General features: G+C 71.8%; 21 protein-coding genes. 5 read left to right on the top strand and 16 right to left on the bottom strand.

The genetic code is table 11. The features are described 5' to 3' along the window. Positions 1–4 precede the first annotated feature (4 nt). The 7 genes from IE118_RS10370 to IE118_RS10340 all read right to left on the bottom strand — a co-directional run bounded on the left by IE118_RS10370 (position 5) and on the right by IE118_RS10340 (position 7,695). Complete coding sequence (locus tag IE118_RS10370) at positions 5–1,474, bottom strand: MFS transporter (RefSeq protein WP_189557466.1); 1,470 nt, start codon at positions 1,472–1,474, stop codon at positions 5–7. Positions 1,475–1,540: 66 nt separating this feature from the next. Further along, positions 1,541–2,572, bottom strand: a complete 1,032-nt coding sequence (gene fbaA / locus IE118_RS10365; protein WP_189557465.1) for a class II fructose-bisphosphate aldolase — start codon at positions 2,570–2,572, stop codon at positions 1,541–1,543. Positions 2,573–2,763: 191 nt separating this feature from the next. Then, a complete protein-coding gene (pyrE, locus tag IE118_RS10360; protein WP_189557464.1) occupies positions 2,764–3,312 on the bottom strand; it encodes an orotate phosphoribosyltransferase in 549 nt (182 codons plus the stop codon). Positions 3,313–3,322: 10 nt separating this feature from the next. Further along, complete coding sequence (locus tag IE118_RS10355) at positions 3,323–4,111, bottom strand: aldose epimerase family protein (protein ID WP_189557463.1); 789 nt, start codon at positions 4,109–4,111, stop codon at positions 3,323–3,325. Positions 4,112–4,448: 337 nt separating this feature from the next. Then, positions 4,449–5,348: an SRPBCC domain-containing protein gene (locus IE118_RS10350; protein ID WP_189557462.1), complete on the bottom strand. Its 900-nt coding sequence runs from the start codon at positions 5,346–5,348 to the stop codon at positions 4,449–4,451. A gap of 86 nt (positions 5,349–5,434) precedes the next feature. After that, positions 5,435–7,102 carry a polyamine aminopropyltransferase gene (locus IE118_RS10345; protein ID WP_189557461.1) on the bottom strand — a complete coding sequence of 556 codons (1,668 nt, stop codon included), beginning with the start codon at positions 7,100–7,102 and terminating at the stop codon, positions 5,435–5,437. Positions 7,103–7,161: 59 nt separating this feature from the next. Next, on the bottom strand, positions 7,162–7,695 hold the full coding sequence (locus tag IE118_RS10340) for a DUF2617 family protein (protein WP_189557460.1): 534 nt from the start codon (positions 7,693–7,695) through the stop codon (positions 7,162–7,164). Positions 7,696–8,528: 833 nt separating this feature from the next. Between IE118_RS10340 and IE118_RS10335 the strand changes: the two genes are divergently transcribed. Together IE118_RS10335 and IE118_RS10330 are read left to right on the top strand one after the other, a co-directional pair. Continuing rightward, a complete protein-coding gene (locus IE118_RS10335; protein ID WP_189557459.1) occupies positions 8,529–9,716 on the top strand; it encodes a pyridoxal phosphate-dependent aminotransferase in 1,188 nt (395 codons plus the stop codon). Positions 9,717–9,809: 93 nt separating this feature from the next. Next, positions 9,810–10,475, top strand: a complete 666-nt coding sequence (locus tag IE118_RS10330) for an MSMEG_1061 family FMN-dependent PPOX-type flavoprotein (RefSeq protein WP_189557458.1) — start codon at positions 9,810–9,812, stop codon at positions 10,473–10,475. A gap of 81 nt (positions 10,476–10,556) precedes the next feature. Here IE118_RS10330 and IE118_RS10325 read toward each other — a convergent pair whose 3' ends face one another. From IE118_RS10325 to clpB, 3 genes are all read right to left on the bottom strand, one after another. Further along, on the bottom strand, positions 10,557–10,874 hold the full coding sequence (locus IE118_RS10325) for a hypothetical protein (protein WP_229846747.1): 318 nt from the start codon (positions 10,872–10,874) through the stop codon (positions 10,557–10,559). A 616-nt stretch (positions 10,875–11,490) separates the two neighbouring features. Continuing rightward, positions 11,491–12,021 carry a YbjN domain-containing protein gene (locus tag IE118_RS10320; protein ID WP_189557457.1) on the bottom strand — a complete coding sequence of 177 codons (531 nt, stop codon included), beginning with the start codon at positions 12,019–12,021 and terminating at the stop codon, positions 11,491–11,493. Between the two features lie 178 nt (positions 12,022–12,199). Then, entirely contained in the window at positions 12,200–14,797 is a 2,598-nt protein-coding gene (gene clpB, locus IE118_RS10315) for an ATP-dependent chaperone ClpB (protein WP_189557456.1), read from the bottom strand. A gap of 132 nt (positions 14,798–14,929) precedes the next feature. Between clpB and IE118_RS10310 the strand changes: the two genes are divergently transcribed. Beyond that, on the top strand, positions 14,930–15,346 hold the full coding sequence (locus IE118_RS10310; RefSeq protein WP_189557455.1) for a pyridoxamine 5'-phosphate oxidase family protein: 417 nt from the start codon (positions 14,930–14,932) through the stop codon (positions 15,344–15,346). 168 nt (positions 15,347–15,514) lie between these two features. Here IE118_RS10310 and IE118_RS10305 read toward each other — a convergent pair whose 3' ends face one another. Further along, positions 15,515–15,850, bottom strand: coding sequence for a Rieske (2Fe-2S) protein (locus tag IE118_RS10305; protein WP_189557454.1), 336 nt, complete (start codon positions 15,848–15,850; stop codon positions 15,515–15,517). A 3-nt stretch (positions 15,851–15,853) separates the two neighbouring features. Beyond that, positions 15,854–16,009, bottom strand: coding sequence for a hypothetical protein (locus tag IE118_RS10300; RefSeq protein WP_229846746.1), 156 nt, complete (start codon positions 16,007–16,009; stop codon positions 15,854–15,856). 154 nt (positions 16,010–16,163) lie between these two features. On the opposite strand from IE118_RS10300, the gene IE118_RS10295 reads away from it, so the two are divergent. Further along, a complete protein-coding gene (locus tag IE118_RS10295) occupies positions 16,164–17,174 on the top strand; it encodes a helix-turn-helix domain-containing protein (protein ID WP_229846745.1) in 1,011 nt (336 codons plus the stop codon). A 22-nt stretch (positions 17,175–17,196) separates the two neighbouring features. Further along, positions 17,197–18,198, top strand: coding sequence for a LuxR C-terminal-related transcriptional regulator (locus IE118_RS10290; protein ID WP_189557451.1), 1,002 nt, complete (start codon positions 17,197–17,199; stop codon positions 18,196–18,198). On the opposite strand, the gene IE118_RS10285 is transcribed toward IE118_RS10290, so the two are convergent. The 4 genes from IE118_RS10285 to dnaJ form a co-directional block, all read right to left on the bottom strand. Further along, a complete protein-coding gene (locus tag IE118_RS10285) occupies positions 18,161–19,192 on the bottom strand; it encodes a helix-turn-helix transcriptional regulator (protein WP_189557450.1) in 1,032 nt (343 codons plus the stop codon). The genes IE118_RS10290 and IE118_RS10285 overlap by 38 nt on opposite strands. A gap of 203 nt (positions 19,193–19,395) precedes the next feature. After that, on the bottom strand, positions 19,396–20,502 hold the full coding sequence (locus tag IE118_RS10280) for a sugar ABC transporter substrate-binding protein (protein ID WP_189557449.1): 1,107 nt from the start codon (positions 20,500–20,502) through the stop codon (positions 19,396–19,398). Between the two features lie 275 nt (positions 20,503–20,777). Then, positions 20,778–21,227, bottom strand: a complete 450-nt coding sequence (locus IE118_RS10275) for a heat shock protein transcriptional repressor HspR (RefSeq protein WP_189557448.1) — start codon at positions 21,225–21,227, stop codon at positions 20,778–20,780. Positions 21,228–21,233: 6 nt separating this feature from the next. Next, complete coding sequence (gene dnaJ, locus IE118_RS10270; RefSeq protein ID WP_189557447.1) at positions 21,234–22,415, bottom strand: molecular chaperone DnaJ; 1,182 nt, start codon at positions 22,413–22,415, stop codon at positions 21,234–21,236. Positions 22,416–22,446: the final 31 nt, after the last annotated feature.

The raw sequence follows: 22,446 nt of genomic DNA, 5'->3' as shown, positions 1-22,446 counted from the left end.
CCCTTCAGGACCCCTCCCCGCCCGGCCCCCGCCCGGCCTCCAGCGGCGGCACCGCCACGCTGCCGTGGGTGCGGCACTCCGGCCGGCGGCAGTCGGGGGTGGGCCGGCGCACGGTCGCGAAGGCCAGGGCGGAGCCCGCCACCAGGACGACCGCGCACAGCACCATCGCCCGGTCGAACGCGTCGTCGAAGGCGCCGGGCAGCCGGTACGCCTCCGGGCCCATCCCGGCCAGCAGCGGCAGCGCCGCCACCGCGACCAGGCCGGCCGCGCGGGCGGCGGCGTTGTTGATGCCGCTGGCCAGGCCCGCCCGCGCGGTCTCCACGGAGGCGAGGACCGTCGCCGTCAGCGGCGCCACCAGGGTCACCATGCCGAGGCCGAGCACCAGCAGCGCGGGCAGCACCTCCGTGACGTAGGCGGCGTCCGGCCCGACCCGCAGCATCAGCAGCATTCCCGCCGCGCACATCAGCGGCCCCGCGGTGAGGGGGACGCGCGGGCCGATCCGGTCGGCGAGCTCGCCCGAGCGGGCGGAGAGCAGCAGCATCAGCGCTGTCGTGGGCAGCAGGGCCGTACCCGCGGCCAGCGCGGACCAGCCGACGACGACCTGGAGCTGGAGCACGGCGAGGAAGAAGAAGCCGCCGAACGCCGCGTACACGCACAGCGTGACGACGTTGACCGCCGTGAACTGGCGGGAGGCGAAGATGTCGAGCGGCATCATCGGGTGCGGGCGCCGTTTCTCGACGAGGACGAAGGCGACCGCGGCGGCCAGGCCGGCGACGGCGGACAGGGCGACCAGCGGCGACCCCGCCCCTGCCTCGATCAGCGCGTACGTCACCAGCGCGAGGGCGACCGCCCCGAGCGCGGCGCCGAGCACGTCGAAGCGTCCCTCGGTCCTGCCGCCCGACGACTCCGGCACGTGCCGCACCGCGACGGGCGCGCACAGCAGGGCCAGGGGCACGTTGATGAGGAACACCCACCGCCAGCCGGGCCCGTCCACCAGCCAGCCGCCGACGAACGGCCCGACCGCGGCCCCGATCCCGCCGAAGCCGGACCACAGGCCGACCGCGCGGCCCCGGTCGTCGGGGTGGAAGGAGGCCTGGATGAGGGCGAGCGAGCCGGGCGTGAGCAGCGCCCCGCCGACGCCCTGGAGGGCGCGGGCGGCGACGAGCGTGCCGGCGTCCGGCGCGATCCCGCACAGCAGCGAGGCCGCGGCGAACCACAGCACCCCGACGACGAACACCTTGCGCCGGCCGAACCGGTCGCCGAGCGCCCCGCCGAGCAGGATCAGCCCGGCCAGCGTGACCATGTAGGCGTTGACGGTCCACTGCAGTGCGGCGAGGTCGGCGCCGAGGTCGCGGCCGATGCGCGGGAGGGCCACGCCGACCACGGTCGAGTCGAGCAGGGCCATGCTGGAGCCGAGGACCGTGGTGAGGAGGATCCACCTGCCCTGCGGTGATGACAGCCGGACGTCGGGCATGCGGCCGAGCATACGGAAGGGCCCGGCACCGCGAGCGGTACCGGGCCCTTGCGCGGCGCGGGCGGGTTACTTGATGCGGGTGCCCGTCGAACGCAGGTTCTGGCAGGCCTCCAGGACGCGGGCCGCCATCGAAGCCTCGGCGAGCTTGCCCCAGGTGCGCGGGTCGTAGGTCTTCTTGTCGCCGACCTCGCCGTCGACCTTCAGGACGCCGTCGTAGTTGCGGAACATGTGGTCGGCGACCGGCCGGGTGAACGCGTACTGGGTGTCGGTGTCGATGTTCATCTTCACGACGCCGTTCTCCAGCGCGGTGAGGATCTCCTCCGGGGTGGAGCCGGAGCCGCCGTGGAAGACGAAGTCGAACGGCTGGGCGCCGGCCGGCTTGCCGTACTTGGCGGCGACGCCCTCGTTGAGCTCCTTCAGCAGCTCGGGACGGAGGACGACGTTGCCCGGCTTGTACACGCCGTGCACGTTGCCGAAGGACGCGGCGAGCAGGTAGCGGCCCTTGTCGCCGAGGCCGAGGGCCTCCGCCGTGCGGACCGCGTCGTCGACCGTGGTGTAGAGGGAGTCGTTGATCTCGTGGGAGACGCCGTCCTCCTCGCCGCCGGTCGGGGTGATCTCGACCTCGAGGATGATCTTCGCGGCGCGGGCGCGCTCCAGGAGCTCCTGGGCGATGGACAGGTTGTCCGCCAGGGTCTCCGCGGAGCCGTCCCACATGTGGGACTGGAACAGCGGGTTGCGGCCGGCCTTGACGCGCTCCTCGGACACCGCGAGCAGCGGACGCACGTACCCGTCCAGCTTGTCCTTCGGGCAGTGGTCGGTGTGCAGGGCGATGTTGACGTCGTACTTCTCGGCGACGATGTGCGCGAACTCGGCCAGGGCGACCGCGCCGGTCACCATGTCCTTGCTGTGTTGGCCGCCGAGGAACTCGGCGCCGCCGGTCGAGATCTGGACGATGCCGTCGCTCTCCGCCTCGGCGAAGCCGCGCAGTGCCGCGTGCAGGGTCTGCGACGACGTGACGTTGATGGCCGGGTAGGCGAACTTCTCCGCCTTCGCCCGGTCCAGCATCTCGTTGTAGACCTCGGGAGTTGCGATGGGCATCTGTCCGCTCCTTAAGCGTGCGGTGTGGCGTGCTGCGTACGGTCGGCCCTGACCTGGAACCTTGGAAGCGACGTCATTGTCGGCCTCATCTTCCCAGACTTGTCCGGCTGGTCGACGGTGCAGGTCAAGTCGTTATGTCGGGCGATGTCCGGCCAGGGCCCGGCGGTGGCGCGCGGGGTGCCCCCGCGGTCTCAGTCGAGGCCCAGCTCGTCCTTGGAGTAGGCGAAGAGGTACGGCACCCCGGCGCCCTCCCGGATCTTCTCGGCGGCACCGGTCGCCCGGTCCACGATGGTCGCGACGGCCACGACCTCCGCGCCGGCCTCGCGCACCGCCTCGACGGCGGTCAGCGGCGAGCCGCCGGTGGTGGAGGTGTCCTCGACGACGATCACCCGGCGGCCCCTGATGTCCGGGCCTTCGACGCGCCGCTGCAGTCCGTGCGCCTTGGCGGCCTTGCGGACCACGAACGCGTCCAGCCTCCGGCCCCGCGCGGCGGCGGCGTGCAGCATCGCGGCCGCGACCGGGTCGGCGCCCATGGTCAGCCCGCCCACCGCGTCGAACTCCAGCTCCGCCGTCAGGTCCAGCAGCACCTGGCCGACCAGCGGGGCGGCCTCCCCGTCGAGGGTGACGCGACGCAGGTCGACGTAGTAGTCGGCCTCCAGACCGGAGGAGAGCGTCACCTTGCCGTGCACCACGGCCTTGTCCTTGATCTGCTGCAGCAGCGCGCCGCGCGTGTCCGTCATGCCTGCCAGCTTAGAGGCGGGTCCAGGTCCACGTGGTCGAGGCCTCCAGCGGCTCCAGCGGGGTGACCAGGCGCGGGTGGGTGTTCAGCCCGTCGGGCGGCCCGGTCTGCGGCTCCACGCACACGGCCTCGCGCTGCTCGTCGTACACCACGACCCACTCCTCGCGGCTGGTCACCCTCAGCTCCAGCAGCTCCGGCCAGGTGAGGGTGACGTCGACCCCGCCGGGCATCCCGAAGCAGTCGTCCCACGGCCCCGCCTGCGGGTCGGTGCGCCGCCCGGTCGGCAGGTGGTCCTCCCCGCGCTCCTCCTGCCAGGCGGGCGCGAAGCCGATGCTCACGTCCGCGCCGCCGAGGTCGCGGTTGAACCACGGGTGCCAGCCGATCTGCGCCGGGAAGGACGACTCGTACGTCTCCACGCTCATCGTCAGCGTCAGCGCGTCCTCGCCGAGCACGACCTGCTGGGTGACCCGGCCCGGGTACGGCCACGGGTCGGTGAGGTCGTAGGTGAGGACGGCCTCGTCGGTGCTCTTGCGGGCGACGCTCCAGGCGGCGTCGCGGGCGGTGCCGTGGATGGCGTGCGGCGGGGCGTTGAGCGGCATCTGCCGCACGGTGGCGCCGTCCTGGAAGCGTCCCTCACGGATTCGTCCGCACCAGGGCACCATCGGGAAGCACCCGTACCGCTCCCCCTGCCGCAGCAGCTCGACGCCCCCGACCCGCAGCCCACCGACCCGCCCGCCGTTGCCCGGCAGCACGTCCACTTCCGCGTCGCCCGCGGTCAGCGTGATGTGTTCGTTACTCACACCGACGACCCTACTGGGACGATCAAGACCCCGTACCCACGACCGTCTTCCCGGCCCCGGCCCCGGCCCCGGCACCCGACCGTGACGGGACGGCCGGACACCACCATCGCCGACGGCCGCAGGGAGCCTCCCCCCGCCGCGGCGGCGCCGGAGGTCTCCGGCCCGCCGGAGCCCCGGCCGCGCGTGGGCGGGCAGCACCCGCACCCCGCTCGCCCCGCTCGCCGGCAGCCGTCGGCACGGGTCACCGGCCCCACGCGGCACGGTGCGCGGTGAGGCGCCGACGGGCCGGGACGGTGGAGGTGCTGGTTCCGAGATCCCTGAGGCGCCCCGGCGGGGGTCAGTGGCGTCTGCGGAGGGCGCGGATCGCGACCACCGCCGAGGCGACGGCCAGGGCTGCCGCCGGTGCGGCCCAGCGCAGCGTCGCCGGGGACGAGACCGTCTGCGGAGCGGGGACGGGGGCGTACCGGCCACGGGGCGGGGCGTGGTCCACCTCCTCGGCGCTGCGTCCGATCATCGTCCGCCGGGCGTGGGCGGCCTCCGCGACGGTGTCCTCGTCGTCCTCGTCGCCCTCGCTGTCCTCGCCGTCCTCGTCGCGGTCCGGGCCGTCCAGCCCGCCCCGGGCGTCCTCGACGGGAGCCGGCGGAGCGTCCGCGTCCGGTGCGGGGGCGGGCGGCGGGGCGTCCTCGGCGTCCGGGGTGGTCTCGAAGTCGGTGGTGGCGCCGGGCTCGAAGTCGCCCGTGGAGAGCAGTTCGGGGGACTCCGGTCCCCCGGCGGGGCCGGACGGACCCGGCTCGGCTTCCGCCCCGGGTGTCTCCGCCGCCACCCGTCCCAGGTTCTCCCCGAAGCGGTCCAGCAGGCGGGTCACCGCCGCCGCCACCGCCTCCGGGGGCAGTTCCGTGACGCGGCCGCCGGCCGTCGCCGTACCGGAGACGATGAGGGTGGTGCCGCCGTCCGCGGGCCGCAGCCGCAGCCGCAGTGCCGGCTTCACCGAACCGCTGCCCCGGGCCTCCGACGCCTCGCCCTCGACGGCGTAGGAACCGTCGTCCCGCGCGGACACCCGCAGGGCGCCCCGGTAGGTGACGGAGTGGCTGCCGACGCGGACCTTCAGGCGGCCGGCGACCGGGTCCGCACCGGCGTCGTGCTGGAGCCCGGGCACCGCCCGGGCGACCCGCGCGGGGTCGTCCAGCACCTCCCTGAGCCGCTCCTCCTCGACCGGAACGAACACCTCGTGCTCCATGAGTGCGGAGCCTACCCAGACGACGCCGGGCTGCACCCCCGTCTGCGGGAAGTGGCGGCGCGTCGGCGCGGAACGCGGTAAGGGACTCAGTCGCTGTAGCGCGGGTGGAGCAGGGTGGACGGCGTCAGGCCCCGCACCCGGGTGCGCTCGGCGGCGCCCGCGTCCGCCGCGAGGGAGGCGTCGGTGAGCGTGCGGACGTGCGGCCCGGTCGGGTCCAGGCGCGGCTCGGGAGGCCGGTGACGGGCGGCCAGCACGAACCCCCAGTCGCGGTGGGCGTGCGCGGTGCGCACCGGGCTGCGGTCGGGCCCGGCGGCGAAACCGGCCTGCCGGCCGCGCACGCGGTACGCGGCGGTGCGGAACCCCGCCGCGCGGAGCGTGGCGTCCACCGTCCAGAAGTCGCGGGGCCGGTGCGCCACCGCGCCCCCGTGCACCACGAACCGCCCGTCGGGTGCCAGCGTCCGCCGGGCCAGCCCGTAGAACTCCTGCGAGTACAGCTTCGTACTCGCGGTGATCCCGGGATGCGGAAGGTCCGAGACGATCACGTCGTACGCCGCCGGGGGCGCCCCCCGCAGCCAGTCGAAGGCGTCGGCGGTGGTCACGCGCACCCGCGGATCGTCGAGGGCGTGCCCGTTCAGCGCGGACAGCGCCGGGTCGTGGCGGGCCAGCCGCACCACGCCCGCGTCGAGTTCGACGACGTCGACGCGGCGCACCCCGCGGTGCCGCAGCACCTCGCGCACGGCCAGCCCGTCACCGCCGCCGAGGACGAGGACCCGGACGTGCGGCCCGTGCATCGCGGGGTGCGCCAGCGCCTCGTGGTACCGCAGTTCGTCCCGGCCGCTGACCCGCAGCCGCCCGTCGAGGAACAGGTTCAGCGGCCGTCCGTCCCGCCCGCCGGTGAGCAGCACCTCCTGCACGTCCGTGTGCAGGGCCACCCGCACGTCCGGCCCGTACATGGCGCGCCGGGCGGCCCGCTCGAAGTCGTCCACGAGGACGGCGGCCGAGCCGAGGACCGCGAGCACGCACACGTTGGCCACCACCAGCAGCCGGCGCGCGCGGGGCGTGAGGTCCTGCCGGAACAGTCCGAGGACCAGTGCCCCGCCGACGACCGCGTTGACCGCGCCCGTGATCAGTGCGCCCGTCAACTGCCCCAGCAGCGGCAGGAGAAGGAACGGGAAGGCGAGCCCGCCCGCCAGCGCGCCGACGTAGTCCGCGGCCGACAGGTCGGCCACCGCGCCGCCCGCGTCCTGCCGCCGGATCCGCTGGATCAGCTCCATCAGCAGCGGCACCTCGGCCCCGATGAGCAGCCCGGTGGCGAGGGAGAAGGCGACCAGCAGGGTCCGCGGGCCGCTCGCCCACACGCCGCCCCAGTCGCCCGTCCAGGCGAACACCGCGTACAGGGCCATCGCACTGCACCCGCCGACCAGCGCCAGGGCCGCCTCGACGGCGCCGAAACCGGCCGCCGCGTGCCGCCGCAGCCGCTTCGCGGCCAGCGAGCCGATGCCCATCGCGAAGACCATCACGGACAGCACCACGGACGTCTGCGCGACGGAGTCACCCATCAAGTAGGCGGCCAGCGCCACCAGTTCGAGCTCGTACACCAGGCCGCAGGCCGCGCAGACGAACACGCCCGCGAGGACCAGGAAACGCCCGGTGTCCTGTCGCACGGGCAGCCGCAGCGCACTGCCCGCGCCCCCCTGGGGCCCGTCCCAGGACTGCGCGGAGCCGGGCGGTGCGGGGGCCTGCGACTCGATCACCCCAGCGACGTTACGTCACAGCACCATCGCACAACGTCACCCACACGCGTGATGTTTGTTTACGCCCGCCCCACGCCGGAACGCGCCGGCACCCGCACCCCCACCCGGGTCCGCGTGGCCACCAACTGCCCGTCCTGCGGATACGCGTGCCACGTCCGCCAGTGGACCTGACCCTCGCACCGCTGGGCCAGCATCGCCGTGAACGCGTGCGGACTCCCCGGGAACACCCCGGCCAGACCCTGCGGATGATCGGACACCAGGGCGAGCAACTCCTGCGCCCGGCCCGCGAACGACCCCGGCGACAGCACCTCCACCCGCGCGGCGAACTCGTACTCCCAGTCCCCCACCCGCTTGGCCACGCCCAGCGGAAGGGGCGTACTGCTGCCCGGAATGCACGCCACCGTCTCCGACCACAGGCCCCGGTCCTCCTCCACCACCACCTGGTGGGACGCGCCGAGCAGCCGCAACTGCAGCTTCACACCCGTCAGTTCCAGGTCGAGCGTGGCCAGCGCGGGAAGCGTCTCGCGCCCCAGGGCCCAGGCGAGATCGGCCGCGCGCGTGTCGGAATAGGCGGTCTTCAGGGTCGTGAGCATGGATCGGCTCCGCAAGCGCACATGGAGAGGAGGAGATGTGGGTCCGCGCGCCCCGGGTCGCACCGGGGAACTCGGCCCGTCAGCCCGGTCGCCCGGCCGGAAGAAGGGTCCGCGGGGGGCCCGAGGGCTGCACTGGTGATTTATAGGGAATCATGAACTGTGGTGCCACCACAGCGTTTTTACCCAACTTCGTGGGCTTTCCATCCCCTCGGGGGCTCCCCAGCTCACCTGTTCAACCCCTGAGTGCGCCCCCGGGTGACGGCGTACGCCACCGCGCGTACCGGCCACACGCCCCTCCCGTGACCGGACCCCCGCCACCACCCCGACGACAACGGCGGGGCCCGCCCAGGTGCGGACCCCGCCTTCGCGGATGCGCCTTCCCCCGACAGGGAGGCGAGCTGCCCCGTGTCAGCCCCCTCCACCGCCGCATCCGCCGCCCCCGCACGACGACCCGCCTCCGCAGGACGAGCCACCGCCGGAGGACGATCCGCACCCCACGCCCCCACCGCTTCCGCCGCTGCCCCCGCCGGCCCACCAGCCGCCGTCGGAGCTCCCCGCGCGACGCCTCCCGGACACCCCGGCGGGCCGGCGCACCGGACGGAACACCGCCCCCCGGGCCGCCCTGCGCCGCCCGTAGGCGCCGACACCGACGAACAACAGGATGAGCACGACCAGACTGATACCGAAGGCCATGGCGCCACCCTCCTCCCGAATCCCCCGTGATCCCCCGAAGCAGCCCCCCGTGGGCGCCCCGCTCACGTGTGTGACCGGGAGATGCCCTCCGCCCACGCGGCCCAAAGCAGAGTTGAGGAACTCCAGAGGTTCGGCGCAGGATGGCCGCCATGACCTCCAGCGCGCGCCCCCTCCTCAACCGCCGGCTCGCCGAGTTCGGGACCACGGTCTTCGCCGAGATGTCCGCCCTGGCCCTGCGGACCGGAGCCATCAACCTGGGCCAGGGCTTCCCCGACACCGACGGCCCCGAGGAGGTCAGGGAGGCCGCCGTACGGGCCCTGCGCGACGGCCGCGGCAACCAGTACCCGCCGGGCCCCGGCGTCCCCGAGCTGCGCACCGCCGTCGCCGCCCACCAGCAGCGCCGCTACGGCCTGTCCCACGACCCCGACACCGAGGTCCTGGTCACCGCGGGCGCCACCGAGGCCATCGCCGCCGCCCTGCTCGCCCTCGTGGAACCCGGCGACGAGGTGATCGCCCTCGAGCCGTACTACGACTCCTACGCGGCCTGCATCGCCATGGCCGGCGGCACCCGTGTCCCCGTCACGCTCCGCCCCCGCGAGGGCCGCTTCCGCCTCGACCTCGACGAGCTGCGCGACGCCGTCACCGACCGCACCCGCCTGCTGCTGATCAACACCCCGCACAACCCGACCGGCACCGTCCTCACCCGCGAGGAGCTGGCGTCGATCGCCGAGCTGGCCGTGGAACGGGACCTCCTGGTCGTCACCGACGAGGTGTACGAGCACCTGGTCTTCGACGACGCCGAGCACGTCCCGCTGGCGACCTTCCCCGGCATGCGGGACCGCACGGTCACCATCTCCAGCGCCGGCAAGACCTACTCGTTCACCGGCTGGAAGGTCGGCTGGATCACCGCCGCCCCGCCCCTGGTCACGGCCGTCCGCTCGGCCAAGCAGTACCTGACCTACGTCTCCGCCGGCCCCTTCCAGTACGCCGTCGCCGAGGCCCTCGCCCTGCCCGAGTCCTACTTCACCGACCTCCGCACGGACATGCGCGCCAAGCGCGACGTCCTCGCGTCCGGCCTGGAGGAAGCCGGCCTCACCGTCTACCGCCCCTCCGGCACCTACTTCATCACCGCCGACATCCGCCCCCTCGGCGAGACCGACGGCATCGCCTTCTGCCGCGCCCTCCCCGAACGCGCCGGCGTCGTCGCCATCCCCACGGCCGTCTTCTACGACCACCAGGACATGGGCGCCCCCTTCGTCCGCTTCGCCTTCTGCAAGAAACGCCCGGTCCTGGAGGAAGCAGCCCGCCGCCTGAAGAACGCCCGCTAGGCCGGTGACCCACCCGGTGACGGCCCCGGTGGCGCGGGACGAGTTCACCCGTCGGCCCGCGCGCGACCCCGGTCGCCTTCTAGGGTCGTCCGTATGATGATCGACACCGGGACCGCCGGCTCGCTCTTCGCATCCCTCCAGGCGGACGCCCTCACCAGCCCGGACCAGCTGCGCGAGCGCTATCCACAGCCGAACCCGCACGCGCTCCGCAAGGAGAGGGACCGCCTGACCGAGGAGACCCGCGCGCTGATCGGCTGCTCCTCACTGGTGTTCATCGGCAGCGCGGACGCCGGGGGCCGGGCGGACGTGACGCCGCGCGGCGGCCCGCCCGGGTTCGTCACCGTGCTGGACGAGCGGACCCTGGTGATCCCCGACGCCACCGGCAACAAGCGGCTCGACACCCTGCACAACGTGCTGGAGACCGGACGCGTCGGACTGCTCTTCCTCGTCCCCGGCCGCCCGACCACGCTGCGCGTCAACGGCCGCGCCTGTGTCTCGGCCCGCCCGGAGCTGCTCACCCGGCTCACTCCAGTCGGCAAACCCCCGGTCACCGCGATCGTCGTGCACGTCGAGCAGGCGTATCCGCACTGCCCGAAGTCACTGATGCGCGCCGGCGCCTGGAAACCGGAACAGTGGCTCCCCGCCGACGCCCAGCCGACCAGCGCCGAGGTGACACTGGCCCAGCTCGACCTGCCCGGCCTCACCGTCGAGCAGATCGAAGAAGCCGAACGGGAATCACTCCGCTCACGCTACGAGTGACCCCGGGACACGTCCCCGTACCGACCTCGGTGTGCGGGCCGGCGCTCCGGCCGAGACGGGTGAGCCCGGCCACCGCTGTGCTCAGCCGAGGGGCGCATCGCTCGACCAGAACGACGACCGCACATCCGGCGCCGGCAGTTCCTGTCGCGCGTAGTCGGGTCCGTTCGGCTTGCTGGTCGGCTGGGCGACCTCGGACTTGTCCACGCACGGAGTGGTCACACTCAGATGGGCCTGACCGTTGGGCGCGATCAGGACCTCGAGCTGGAAACCGTCCTGGGTCCTGAAGTGAGCCACGAGCCCGTTCGGACTGGTGGTGACGAGCTTGTAACCCTTGCTCGTCCAGTGACGCTCCAGTACGCCGAGGAAACTCCCCCGCCGTTCCGCGGAGATGATGGTCATGACGGCACGATCGCGGTCCACTTAGCAGTCACCGGGCATGGAGTACCTGTGGGTCCACTGAACCGGGGGCTTGATCGCTGCGAATGTCTCGTCCAGGATGTCGTCCGCCCGGTCGGCCGCCTCTTGCAGGTTCATGGTGGATCGACTCTCCTTGTTCGACGACGTGGAACCCGTGGTCCCGCAGCCGGCGAGAACCATCGCCAGCACTGCGGTCACTGCGACCCTTTTCCTCATCGCGGCGTCTCCCTGCTGACGTAATCCGGATATCCCGCGACAATGGCGGCGATATTCTGCGCCGAAACCCTGTCCTTGCCGGCCCCGGGCGTGAGGTGATCGCTCCCGCCGCACGCTGACGGCGGTATGCGAACGTGCGACCGCGACAGCGCGGTGATCGACACGTACGGTAACGCTCCGCCTCAGGTGTCACACGGGTGTCAGGCACCACGACGTCGCAGCAGCCGCACCCAGAGGGCGGCGCCGGGCCCTGCGAACACCCGGCCGGGGTAGAACGAAGAGCCTGGTGCGGGCAGCGTTTTTGCTGCCCGCACCAGGCTCTCCTAGGCGAGCGGCGCGTATGTCGCGCCGTACCCGCCGAAGCGTCGTCGTCCGGGACGGTCTACTCGTCGTCGCCGGGCCTGTCGGCCTCGTTGATCTCCTGCTCCAGGCCGAGCTGCTCGACGAGCCACTTGTCGAACTCGATCGCGGCCCGCACCCAGCTGACCGTCGAGGAGACGAAGTGCTCCAGGCTGACGCCCATGCCGATCAGCATCTGGGCCTCACCGATGAGACGGACCGTGCCGTCGTCGTGGGTGTGGGTGTACACCTTGGGCCACAGGGTGCGACGGTTCCAGTCGTCGACGGACTCCAGCAGCTGGGGCTTCTCGTCGATCTGGTGCGGCCGGTCGTAGAACGTCCGGACGGAGAAGATCTGCTGGTCGCCCTCCCCGCGGAACATGAAGTAGGTGCGGAACTGCTCCCACGGCGCCGCGAGGTCACCCTCGTCGTCGACGACGTACTTGAGCTCCATCTGGTCGAGGAGCTGCTTCACGAGGTCCTGATCCGGGACGACGGGGCCCGCCGGTCCTTGGGGCTGCGGCTCGGGCTGCTGGCCCCCGAAATTCGGAATCGAGGACGGGTCGATGGTCACCGTGAATTTCCCTTCGTACGGATCCCGCCATCCTCCCCCATGCGGGGAGGGGGGTGGCAAGCCCCGACGGGCCTGTCAGCCGTGGGCTGACTCGATCCGGTCAATGCCGGAGTACCCGGTGAGGGACGGGCCCAACGTCCGGCGGGGGACGTTGGGCCCGAAAAGCGGAATTCGCGGCTCAGAGGGACTTCTCCGTCGCCGGGCCCACCAGGAGGCCGTCCTGGAAGCGGTCGACGCGGACCGTGTCGCCGTCCTTGATCTCGCCGGAGAGGATCTCCTTGGCGAGGCGGTCGCCGATGGCGGTCTGGACGAGGCGGCGCAGCGGGCGGGCGCCGTAGGCGGGGTCGAGGCCCTCCTCGGCGAGCCAGGCCAGTGCCTCGGATGTGACGTCCAGGGTGAGGCGGCGTTCGGCGAGGCGGCGGGCGAGGGACTCCAGCTGGAGCTTCGCGATGCGTTCCAGTTCGGGCTTGGTGAGGGCGGAGAAGACGACCAGGTCGTCGAGGCGGTTGAGGAACTCGGGCTTGAAGGAGGACCGGACCACCTCCAGGACCTGTTCCTTCTTCTCCGTCTCGGTGGTCAGGGGGTCGACCAGGTACTGGCTGCCGAGGTTGGAGGTGAGGACGAGGATGGTGTTGCGGAAGTCGACGGTGCGACCCTGGCCGTCGGTGAGGCGGCCGTCGTCGAGGACCTGGAGGAGGATGTCGAAGACCTCGGGGTGGGCCTTCTCGACCTCGTCGAGGAGGACGACGCTGTAGGGGCGGCGGCGGACGGCCTCGGTGAGCTGGCCGCCCTCCTCGTAGCCGACGTAGCCGGGGGGCGCGCCGACGAGGCGGGCGACGGAGTGCTTCTCGCTGTACTCCGACATGTCGATGCGGACCATGGCCCGTTCGTCGTCGAAGAGGAAGTCGGCGAGGGCCTTCGCCAGCTCGGTCTTGCCGACGCCGGTGGGGCCGAGGAAGAGGAAGGATCCGGTGGGGCGGTCGGGGTCGGCGATGCCGGCGCGGGAGCGGCGTACGGCGTCGGAGACGGCGCGCACGGCCTCGGTCTGGCCGATGAGGCGCTTGCCGAGTTCGTCCTCCATGCGGAGGAGTTTCTGGGTCTCGCCCTCCATGAGGCGGCCGGCGGGGATGCCGGTCCAGGAGGCGACGACGTCGGCGATGTCGTCGGCGCCGACCTCCTCCTTGACCATGGTGTCCCTGGAGACCTCCTCCTCGGCCTCGGAGGCGGCCTCCAGGTCGCGTTCGACGCCGGGGATCTCGCCGTAGAGGAGTTTGGAGGCGGTGTCGAAGTCGCCGTCGCGCTGGGCGCGTTCGGCCTGGCCGCGGAGTTCGTCGAGCTTTTCCTTGAGTTCGCCGACGCGGTTGAGGGACTGCTTCTCCTTCTCCCAGCGGGCGGTGAGGCCGCGCAGTTCCTCCTCCTTGTCGGCGAGGTCGCGGCGCAGGCGTTCCAGGCGTTCGAGGGAGGCGGCGTCGGTCTCCTTGCCGATGGCGAGTTCCTCCATGCGCAGCCGGTCGACGGCGCGCTGGAGTTCGTCGATCTCGACGGGTGAGGAGTCGATCTCCATGCGGAGGCGGGAGGCGGCTTCGTCGACGAGGTCGATGGCCTTGTCGGGGAGGAAGCGGGAGGTGATGTAGCGGTCGGAGAGGGTGGCGGCGGCGACGAGGGCGCTGTCGGCGATCTGGACCTTGTGGTGGGCCTCGTAGCGGCCCTTGAGTCCGCGGAGGATGGCGATGGAGTCCTCGACGGAGGGTTCGGCGACGAGGACCTGCTGGAAGCGGCGTTCCAGGGCGGGGTCCTTCTCGATGCGTTCGCGGTATTCGTCGAGGGTGGTGGCGCCGACCATGCGGAGTTCGCCGCGGGCGAGCATGGGCTTGAGCATGTTGCCGGCGTCCATGGCGGAGTCGCCGCCGGCTCCGGCGCCGACGACGGTGTGGAGTTCGTCGATGAAGGTGACGACCTGGCCGTCGGATTCCTTGATCTCGGCGAGGACGGTCTTGAGGCGTTCCTCGAATTCGCCGCGGTACTTGGCGCCGGCGACCATGGCGCCGAGGTCGAGGGCGACGAGTCGCTTGTCCTTGAGGGATTCGGGGACGTCGCCCTTGACGATGCGCTGGGCGAGGCCTTCGACGACGGCGGTCTTGCCGACGCCGGGTTCGCCGATGAGGACGGGGTTGTTCTTGGTGCGGCGGGACAGCACCTGCACGACGCGGCGGATCTCCTGGTCCCGTCCGATGACGGGGTCCAGCCTGCCTTCGCGGGCGGCGGCGGTGAGGTCGGTGCCGAACTTCTCCAGGGCCTTGTACTGGCCCTCGGGGTCGGCGGTGGTCACCCTGCGGGCTCCCCTCGTGTTCTGGAAGGCGTCCTGGAGCTTCCTGGCGGTGGCGCCTTGCTTGGAGAGCACGTCCGCGGCGGCTCCGCCCTTGGCGGCGATGCCGATGAGGAGGTGCTCGGTGGACAGGTACTCGTCGCCGAGGTCGCGGGCGCGGGACTGGGCGTCGGCGATGACGGCGAGGAGTTCCCGGTTGGGCTGAGGCGGTGCCACGGTGGAGCCGGTGACGCTCGGCAGTCCGGCGAGGACGCGTTCGGTGGCGGAGCGTACGGCGGCCTGGTCGGCGTCGACCGCGGCGAGCAGGTCCGTGATGTTCTCGTTCTCCTGGCCGGTGAGGAGGGCGAGCAGCAGGTGGGCGGGGGTGAGGTCGGGGTGTCCCTCGGTCACGGCCCGGTTCCCGGCGGCGTTGATCGCGTCCCGGCTCCGGTTGGTCAGCTCGGCGTCCACGTGTCCGTTCTCCTTCTTGGCCCTTCGGTGACCCTCAGCTGTCTTCGTGGCTGACTCGTACAGCGTACACAAACTTGAGTCTATTCCACTCAAGGTGGTGTCCGGGGTGGGTCCGGGCTAAGTTCCCGGGTCATGGCCCTCACGTATTCGGTGGATCCGGGCGATCCGGACGCGTCGTACCTCAGCTTCTGGCGCGAAAGGCACCTGTGCACGCTCACCACCCTCCGTCCGGACGGCACCCCGCACCTGGTACCCGTCGGGGTGACATACGACCCCGGGGCGCGACTTGCTCGGGTCATCACCAGCGGGTCGAGCGCGAAGGCGCGCCACGTGGCGGCGGCGGGGGAGGGTGGCGCGCACGTCGCGGTCTGCCAGGTGGACGGCAGGCGGTGGGCGACGCTGGAGGGGCTCGCGGTGGTCCGCACGGAGCCGGAGCGCGTGGAGGAGGCGGTGCGCCGGTACGCGGAGCGCTACGGGCGGACGCCGTCGCCGAATCCGGCCCGGGTGGCCGTCGAGATCTCGCTCACGCGGGCGATGGGGCACGTGTGAGACGGGTGGGGCGGCGGGTGCCGCCGGGCGATCGTTTCCGGCCGTCGGGCAATCGTCCGATACCCGGAAATGTCCCGTAGAACTGCAGCGGCGTCACCGTGTTCAGGTCACGGTGACGCCGCTGCGGGGGGAAGCACCTGCGCGATCTTTTACGACGGGGGAATCGCGTCAGGCACTGCGGGGGGTGGCCGAGATGGTCCGCGTGGCAGGGGAGTCGGACTCCACCTGCCGGTGGTCTCGCTGGTCCAGGTTCACAAAGATCATTCCGTACCGGATGGCACAGCGCACGGGCTTCGGCGCGCCCCTGGGCCGTCGCAGGCACCGGTACGCCCGTACGTCTCCGTCCTCGTCGCGGGTGACCACCACCGGCTCGCCGAACACGGTCACCATCAACGAGTCACCGCTGTGGGGGATTGCGGTGACCAGGTCGATGAAGTGCCAGCCGGATCGGTAGGCGGTCGCCATCTCGCGGCGGAAGGAACGGTCGTCGGGTGGTGTGGTCATGGCTCAGCCCCACGAACTGTCGTTCGCGAGCTGGGGCACCACCGGACCCCAGCTGCTGTCCGGGGGCACGGACTTGGACACCGCCACCGGACCCCAGCTGCTGTCAGCCCGTACGTCGCCCTTCGTGCCGGCCAGGCCACTCAGCACCCCGAAGGCCATAACGGCAGAGAAGGCGGCGACAAGTACCGAGCGAAGCTCTCTCTTACGCATAGTCGGCTTCGTCCTCACTCGAAAGTCACCCTTCCCCCGTCAAGTACGACGATGGCTCATTCGGGCACGTCATGGCCACACAATCGGTGCATCATGTTCCTGCATGTTCAGGACCCTGGGGGGTGGAGATTTGACAACGAATCGGACTAATGAGACGCATCCCCATGCGGTGACCGAACTGTGTGAGGCCGGCGGCCGTCTCTATGCCGACGCACTGCGGGCGGGCCGCATCCCGCGCGCCGACGCGGATCCCGCTCCCTGCCTGATGGAACTGGCCCTGCTGCACCCCGATCCCGACGACCCCACCTGGCTGCGGCCGGTGGCCCCGGCGGTGGCCCTGGCGCAGCGGCTCAACCCCCTGGAACGGGAGATCACCGAACGCCGGCGGATGTCCATCGAGCTCGCCGACGCCTTCGAGCCGTTCATGACGCTCAGCGCCCAGACCACGATGAGCACCCACTCGATGACGGTGCTGGAGGGCTTCGACCGGATCAACGCCGCCCTGGACCTGGCCACCTCCCAGTGCCGGTCCGAGATGCTCTCCGTCCAGCCGGGCGGCCGCCGCCTGGAGCACACGCTGGCCCAGGGGCTGGAGCGCGACCACGAGATGACCGAGCGGGGGGTGCGCATCAGGACCCTGTACCAGCACACCGCCCGCCACAGCCCGGAGACCCTGGCCTACGTGGCCAGGTTCGACACCGCCAAGGTGGAGTACCGCACCATCGACGAACTGGTGGAGCGGCTCATCATCTGCGACGAGACCGTCGCCTTCATCCCCATCCGCGACGACCGGCAGGTCGCCCTGGAGCTGCGCCACCCCGGCCTCATCCGCTACCTGATCAAGGTCTTCGAGTTCATGTGGACCCGCGCGGTGTCGCTGAACGCCGGCGCCCCCTACGAACCGGCCTCGGACGGCCTGACGGACATCCAGCACTCCATCGCCAAGCTGCTCGTGGAGGGCCACGTCGACGAGGCCATCGCCCGCCGCCTCGGCATGAACGTCCGCACGTGCCGCGCCCACATAGCCAAACTGGCCTCCGCCCTCGGCAGCGGCAGCCGCGCCCAACTGGGGTACCTGATCGCACAGTCGGGAATCCTGGAACAGGAACAGTGAAGGCGAGGAGGTGCCATCCGGCGTGACCGCGACCGCGCACGAGCACGAGCACGACGCGGAGGACCTGTGCGAGGCGGGCGCCGAGCTGTACGCCCGGGTGCTGCGTGAGGGTCCGCTGCCCGCCGAGGAGGCCCACGGGGTCCCCTGCCTGATCGACGCCGGGCTGCTCCAGCCCTCCCTCGACGATCCCGGGCGCCTGGTGCCCGTTCCCCCGGCGGTCGCGCTGCACCGGCTGCTGCGGCTCTCCGGCGAACGCATCGCGGCGGAGCGCCGGCGTGAGGAAAGGCTGGCGGCGGCCTTCCAGCCGCTGATGCGGGCCGGCGCGCTGCCCGCGGAGGAGACGCTCACCCCGTCGCTCCGCGTCCTCAGCGGCACGGAACGGATCAACCGGGCCATCACCGAGGCCCTGGCGGAGGGGAAGGAGGAACTCCTCTGCATGCAGCCGCACAGCAACTACCACAGCTCCGCGGGCGCCCGGGCGGCCCAGGCCGACGCGATGGTGCGCGACCAGAAGTTCCTCGACCGCGGCGGCCGGATCCGCGTCCTCTACCCGCACACGCAGCGCCACATCCCGCTGGTCGTCGCCCGCTGGGAGCGCCTGGAGGGTGACGCCGAGGCACGCAGCCTGGACGAGATCGCCGGCCGTCTCATCGTCATCGACGGGGCCGTCGCCTTCATACCCGGTGAGGGGAGCGCGGAGCGCAGCGTCGCACTGGAGATCCGCCAGCCGACCATCATCACGTACCTGGTGAAGGTCTTCGACCGCTTCTGGCGGCTGGCCACCCCCATGCACCCCAGAGCCGTCCAGCCGCCCTCCCTGGGCGGCGTCACGGCCCGTCAGCGGGCGGTGGCCCGCTTCCTCGTCGAGGGCCACACCGACGCCGTCATAGCGGACCGCCTCGGCATGAACATCCGCACCGCCCGCGTCCACATCGCCAAGCTCGCCGCGACCCTGGGCAGCGGCAGCCGCGCCCAGCTCGGGTACCTCATCGGCCGCTCGGGGATCCTCGACCGGGCAGAGTGACCGCCGCCCCCCGGAAGCCGTCCAGGCCCGTCTGCGCGATCCGCACCCCCAGCTGCGTACGGCTCGCCGCGCCCAGCGTCTCCGACAGGCGGGCGATGTGGGCCCGGCAGGTGCGCACGCTGATGCCCAGGCGTTCGGCGATCACCGCGTCCTGGTGGCCCTCCGCCAGCAGCGCGGCGATGGACTGCTCCCGGTGCGAGATGCCCTCGATGCCGGTGTCGGGCAGCGGGGCGGTCAGCGGGATGGCGAGCCGCCACAGCCGCTCGAAGACCGTGCCCAGGTACTCCACCAGTGCCGGGTGGCGCAGCTCCAGCGCCATGGTGCGCTCGGCGTTGGCGGGGATGAAGGCGACCGTGCGGTCGAAGAGGATCAGCCGCTCGATCACCTCGTCCAGGGTGCGCGCCTGCACCGCGTCGCCCATCAGCTCCAGGTAGGACAGCAGCCCGTGCCCGTGCCGGGCGACGTGCGTGTACAGGTCCCGCATGCGGACGCCCCGGCCGCGCAGCGCCGTCGCCCGGTGCAGGCCCTCCGAGAGTTCCGCCTCCCGGCGGATGCCGCCCGGCTGGACGGTGAGCACCTCGGTGGTGCACGCCTGGGTCGCCTCGTCCATGGCGGCCTGGATGCGGGCGAGCCCGTCCAGCACCCGGATCGCCGGGCCCTCCGCCGCGACCGGCGAGGGGGGCACCTGGCGGCCCAGTCCCGCGTACCACTCGAAGGCCTCCACGGCCGAGCCGACCCGGCGCTGGCTGGCGCTCACCTCGTCGTACATGCCGCGCAGCAGCCGGGTCATGACCTCCTGCGGGGCGGTCGGCACCAGCCAGTCCATGTCGTCGGGGTCCGGGTGCAGCAGGGCCAGTTCCAGCAGACAGGGCACCCGTTCCGCTTCCCGGCGGGGCAGCCGTCCGCGCCGTACGGCCCGGGAATACACGCGATCCCCGGCCTCGCACAGCCGGTCGGCACCGTGTGGATGCCCGTCCGTCCCGTGCCCGGCCATCGCCCGTCCCACCCCCGGTCCCAGCCCCTCGGTCGTGTCGGTCCGCCTCGCGGCGCTCGCCCTTCCGCAGCGCAACTATGCGCGGACCGCCCCGGCCGCGCAACGTCGGCCACCGGGCCGCACGGGGCGGGCCGCCGCCCCACGACGAAGGCCACCCGCCGGTCGGGAGACCGGCGGGTGGCCGAAAAGCGGGGGGTGTGGGACTACTTCAGCTTGAGCGCCGCGCAGGCCGCCTTGTAGTCCGCCGTGCAGATGTCGGACACCTCGTAGATGCCGTCGGCGACGACGGTGGCCTCGATGTTGTCCCTGGTCAGGGCGACCACGGGGACGAGCTGCGCCGGGATGTCCTTGTCGGTGGGGCTGTCCACCCGGTCGCGGGTCAGCGCGTCGAACTGGATGTCCCGGCCCTGCACCTTCGCCACGGCCATCTCCGCGGCGCTCTCGGCCTCTTCCGGGTAGGACTTGTAGACGCTCATGTACTGGTCACCGGCGAGGATCCGCTGCACCGCGGAGAGGTCGGCGTCCTGGCCGGTGATCGGGGGCAGCTCGGTCACCCCGGCGGCGCGCAGCGCCTTGACGATGCCGCCCGCCATGCCGTCGTTGGCGGAGTAGACCGCCTCGATGTTCTCCGCGCCGATGGCCTCGATCGCCTCGGCCATGTTGGCCTGGGCGTTCTCCGGCTCCCAGTCCTTGGTGTCGTAGGACTTGGCGATGGTCACCTTGCCCTTGAGCTCGGACAGCGCACCCGCCTTGAACTGCTTGGCGTTGGGGTCGGTCGACGAGCCGTTCATCATCACGATCTTGTCGGTGATGCTGATGTCGTCACCGAGCGACTCCAGCAGGGACCGGCCCTGCACCTCGCCGACGAGGGCGTTGTCGAAGGAGATGTACGCGTCGATCGGGCCCTCGGCCAGCCGGTCGTAGGCGATGACCGGGATGCCGGCGTCCTTGGCCTTCTGCACGCTGCTCGCGATGTCCTGCGAGTCGACCGCGTCCAGCACGATGACGTCGACCTGGTCGTCGATCATCTGCTGCATCTGGCTCGCCTGCTTGTCGGCCTTCGACTCCGCGTTGGCGTACTCGACCTTGCCCTTGCTGTTGGTGAGGGACTCCACCTTCGACTTGAAGATGGGGTAGTCGAACTGCTCGTAGCGGGCGTTCGCCTTCTCCGGCAGGAGCAGGCCGACGGTGACGTCGTCCCCCTTGGCCGGGCTCGCGTCGTCGCTGCTGCCCGTCGCGTCGAGCATGCCGCAGCCGGCGAGCATGACGGACATCGAGGTGACGGCCACGGATATGGCGATACGACGCATGCGAGGGCTCACTTCAGGTGCGTTTTGGACGTGGGCACAGCTTTGTGGCCCATGTGACTGAAAAGCCAACGCTTCAGCCCCCGCCGGAGTCAAGGTCAACCACTTAACGAGATGGACACGACACAGTGCGCTGAACTCGTGGAAGACCTGCGGACACCCGGCAGGGATCATCGGGACACGCAGCCATACCATAATCACAAATGTGTTCGCGCATAAGGCAAGGGGTCCGCGGGTTCATGAACCCGCGGACCCCTTGCCCCACTTGACCTGCGACGTCAGTCGGACTGCTGCCGCTTGGGCCGCCACACCACCAGCGCGCTGGTCTGCTGCACCTCCTGGTACGGCACCAGATCACGGCGGTAGGAGGCGTGCACCGCGGCCTCGCGCTGCCGCATCGCCGCCGCCGCGCCGTCGAGCGCGTCCTCCATCTCGGCCACCCGGGCCTGGAGGGCCGCGACCTGGTTCTCCAGCTCGATGATGCGCTTGATTCCGGCCAGGTTGATGCCCTCGGTCTGCGACAACTGCTGCACCTGACGGAGCAGTTCGATGTCGCGCGCCGAGTAGCGCCGGCCCCGGCCCGCCGTACGGTCCGGCGACACGAGGCCCAGCCGGTCGTACTGGCGCAGCGTCTGCGGGTGCAGGCCGGAGAGCTGGGCCGCCACCGAAATGACGTAGACCGGGGTGTCCTGGGTCAGTTCATACGGATTGCGTCGACGGCCGTCCATCTGAAATCAAGCTCCCTTCGCGGCCTGGAACAGCTCCGCCCGCGGATCCTCGTCCGCGGTCGCCTCGCGATACGCCTCGAGCGCGTCACGAGCCTTCCCCGACAGGTCCTTGGGAACACTCACCTCGACGGTGACCAGCAGATCCCCGCGGGTGCCGTCCTTGCGGACCGCGCCCTTGCCCCGCGCCCGCATGGTGCGGCCGTTGGGCGTGCCCGGCGGCAGCTTCAGCGTGACGGGCGGGCCGCCGAGCGTGGGCACCCGCACCTCCCCGCCGAGGGCCGCCTCCGGATACGTCACCGGGACGGTGACGGTGAGGTTGTCGTCCTTGCGGCCGAACACCGGGTGCACGCCGACGTGCACGACGACGTACAGGTCGCCCGCCGGTCCGCCGCGCTCGCCCGGGGCCCCCTTGCCGCGCAGTCTGATCCGCTGGCCGTCGCTGACCCCCGCGGGGATGCGCACCTGCATCGTCCGCGAGGACTTGGCCCGGCCGCTGCCCTTGCAGATGTCGCAGGGCTCCTCCGCGATCAGCCCGCGGCCCTTGCAGTCGGGGCACGGGTCGGTGAGCGAGAAGCCGCCGCCGGAGCCCCGCGCCACCTGCCCGGTGCCGACGCAGGTCGGGCACACGCGCGGTGTGCCGTTCTTGTCGCCGGTGCCCGAGCAGGCCTTGCAGGCCGCCTGCGACGACATCCGCAGCGGGACCGTCGCACCCTCGATCGCCTCGGTGAAGCTCAGCGTCACCTCGGACTCGATGTCCTGGCCGCGGCGCGGCTGGGTACGCGTGGTGCCCGTGCCGCCGCGGTTGAACAGGCCCCCGAAGACGTCACCCAGGCCGCCGCCGAAGCCGCCGCCCGCCTGGCCGCCGGCACCCTGACCCCCGAAGAGGTCACCCAGGTCGAAGTTGAAGGAGCCGCCGCCCGCGGCGCCCGGGCCCGGACGGAATCCGCCGTTGCCGAAGAGCGCGCGCGCCTCGTCGTACTCCTTGCGCTTCTTGGGGTCGCCGAGGACGTCGTTCGCCTCGGAGATCTCCTTGAACCGCTCCTCCGCCTTGGTGTTGCCCTTGTTGGCGTCCGGGTGGAACTCGCGGGCGAGTTTCCGGTACGCCTTCTTGATCTCGGCCTCGGTGGCGTCCTTGGGGACGCCGAGGACCTTGTAGAAGTCCTTCTCGATGAAGTCCTTGGTGCTCATCCCCGACGTCCCTCCTTCCCTGCGTCAGCTT

Source organism: Streptomyces pilosus (assembly GCF_014649835.1).
Lineage (GTDB): Bacteria > Actinomycetota > Actinomycetes > Streptomycetales > Streptomycetaceae > Streptomyces > Streptomyces pilosus.
This window is presented reverse-complemented; position numbering and strand designations above follow the sequence as displayed.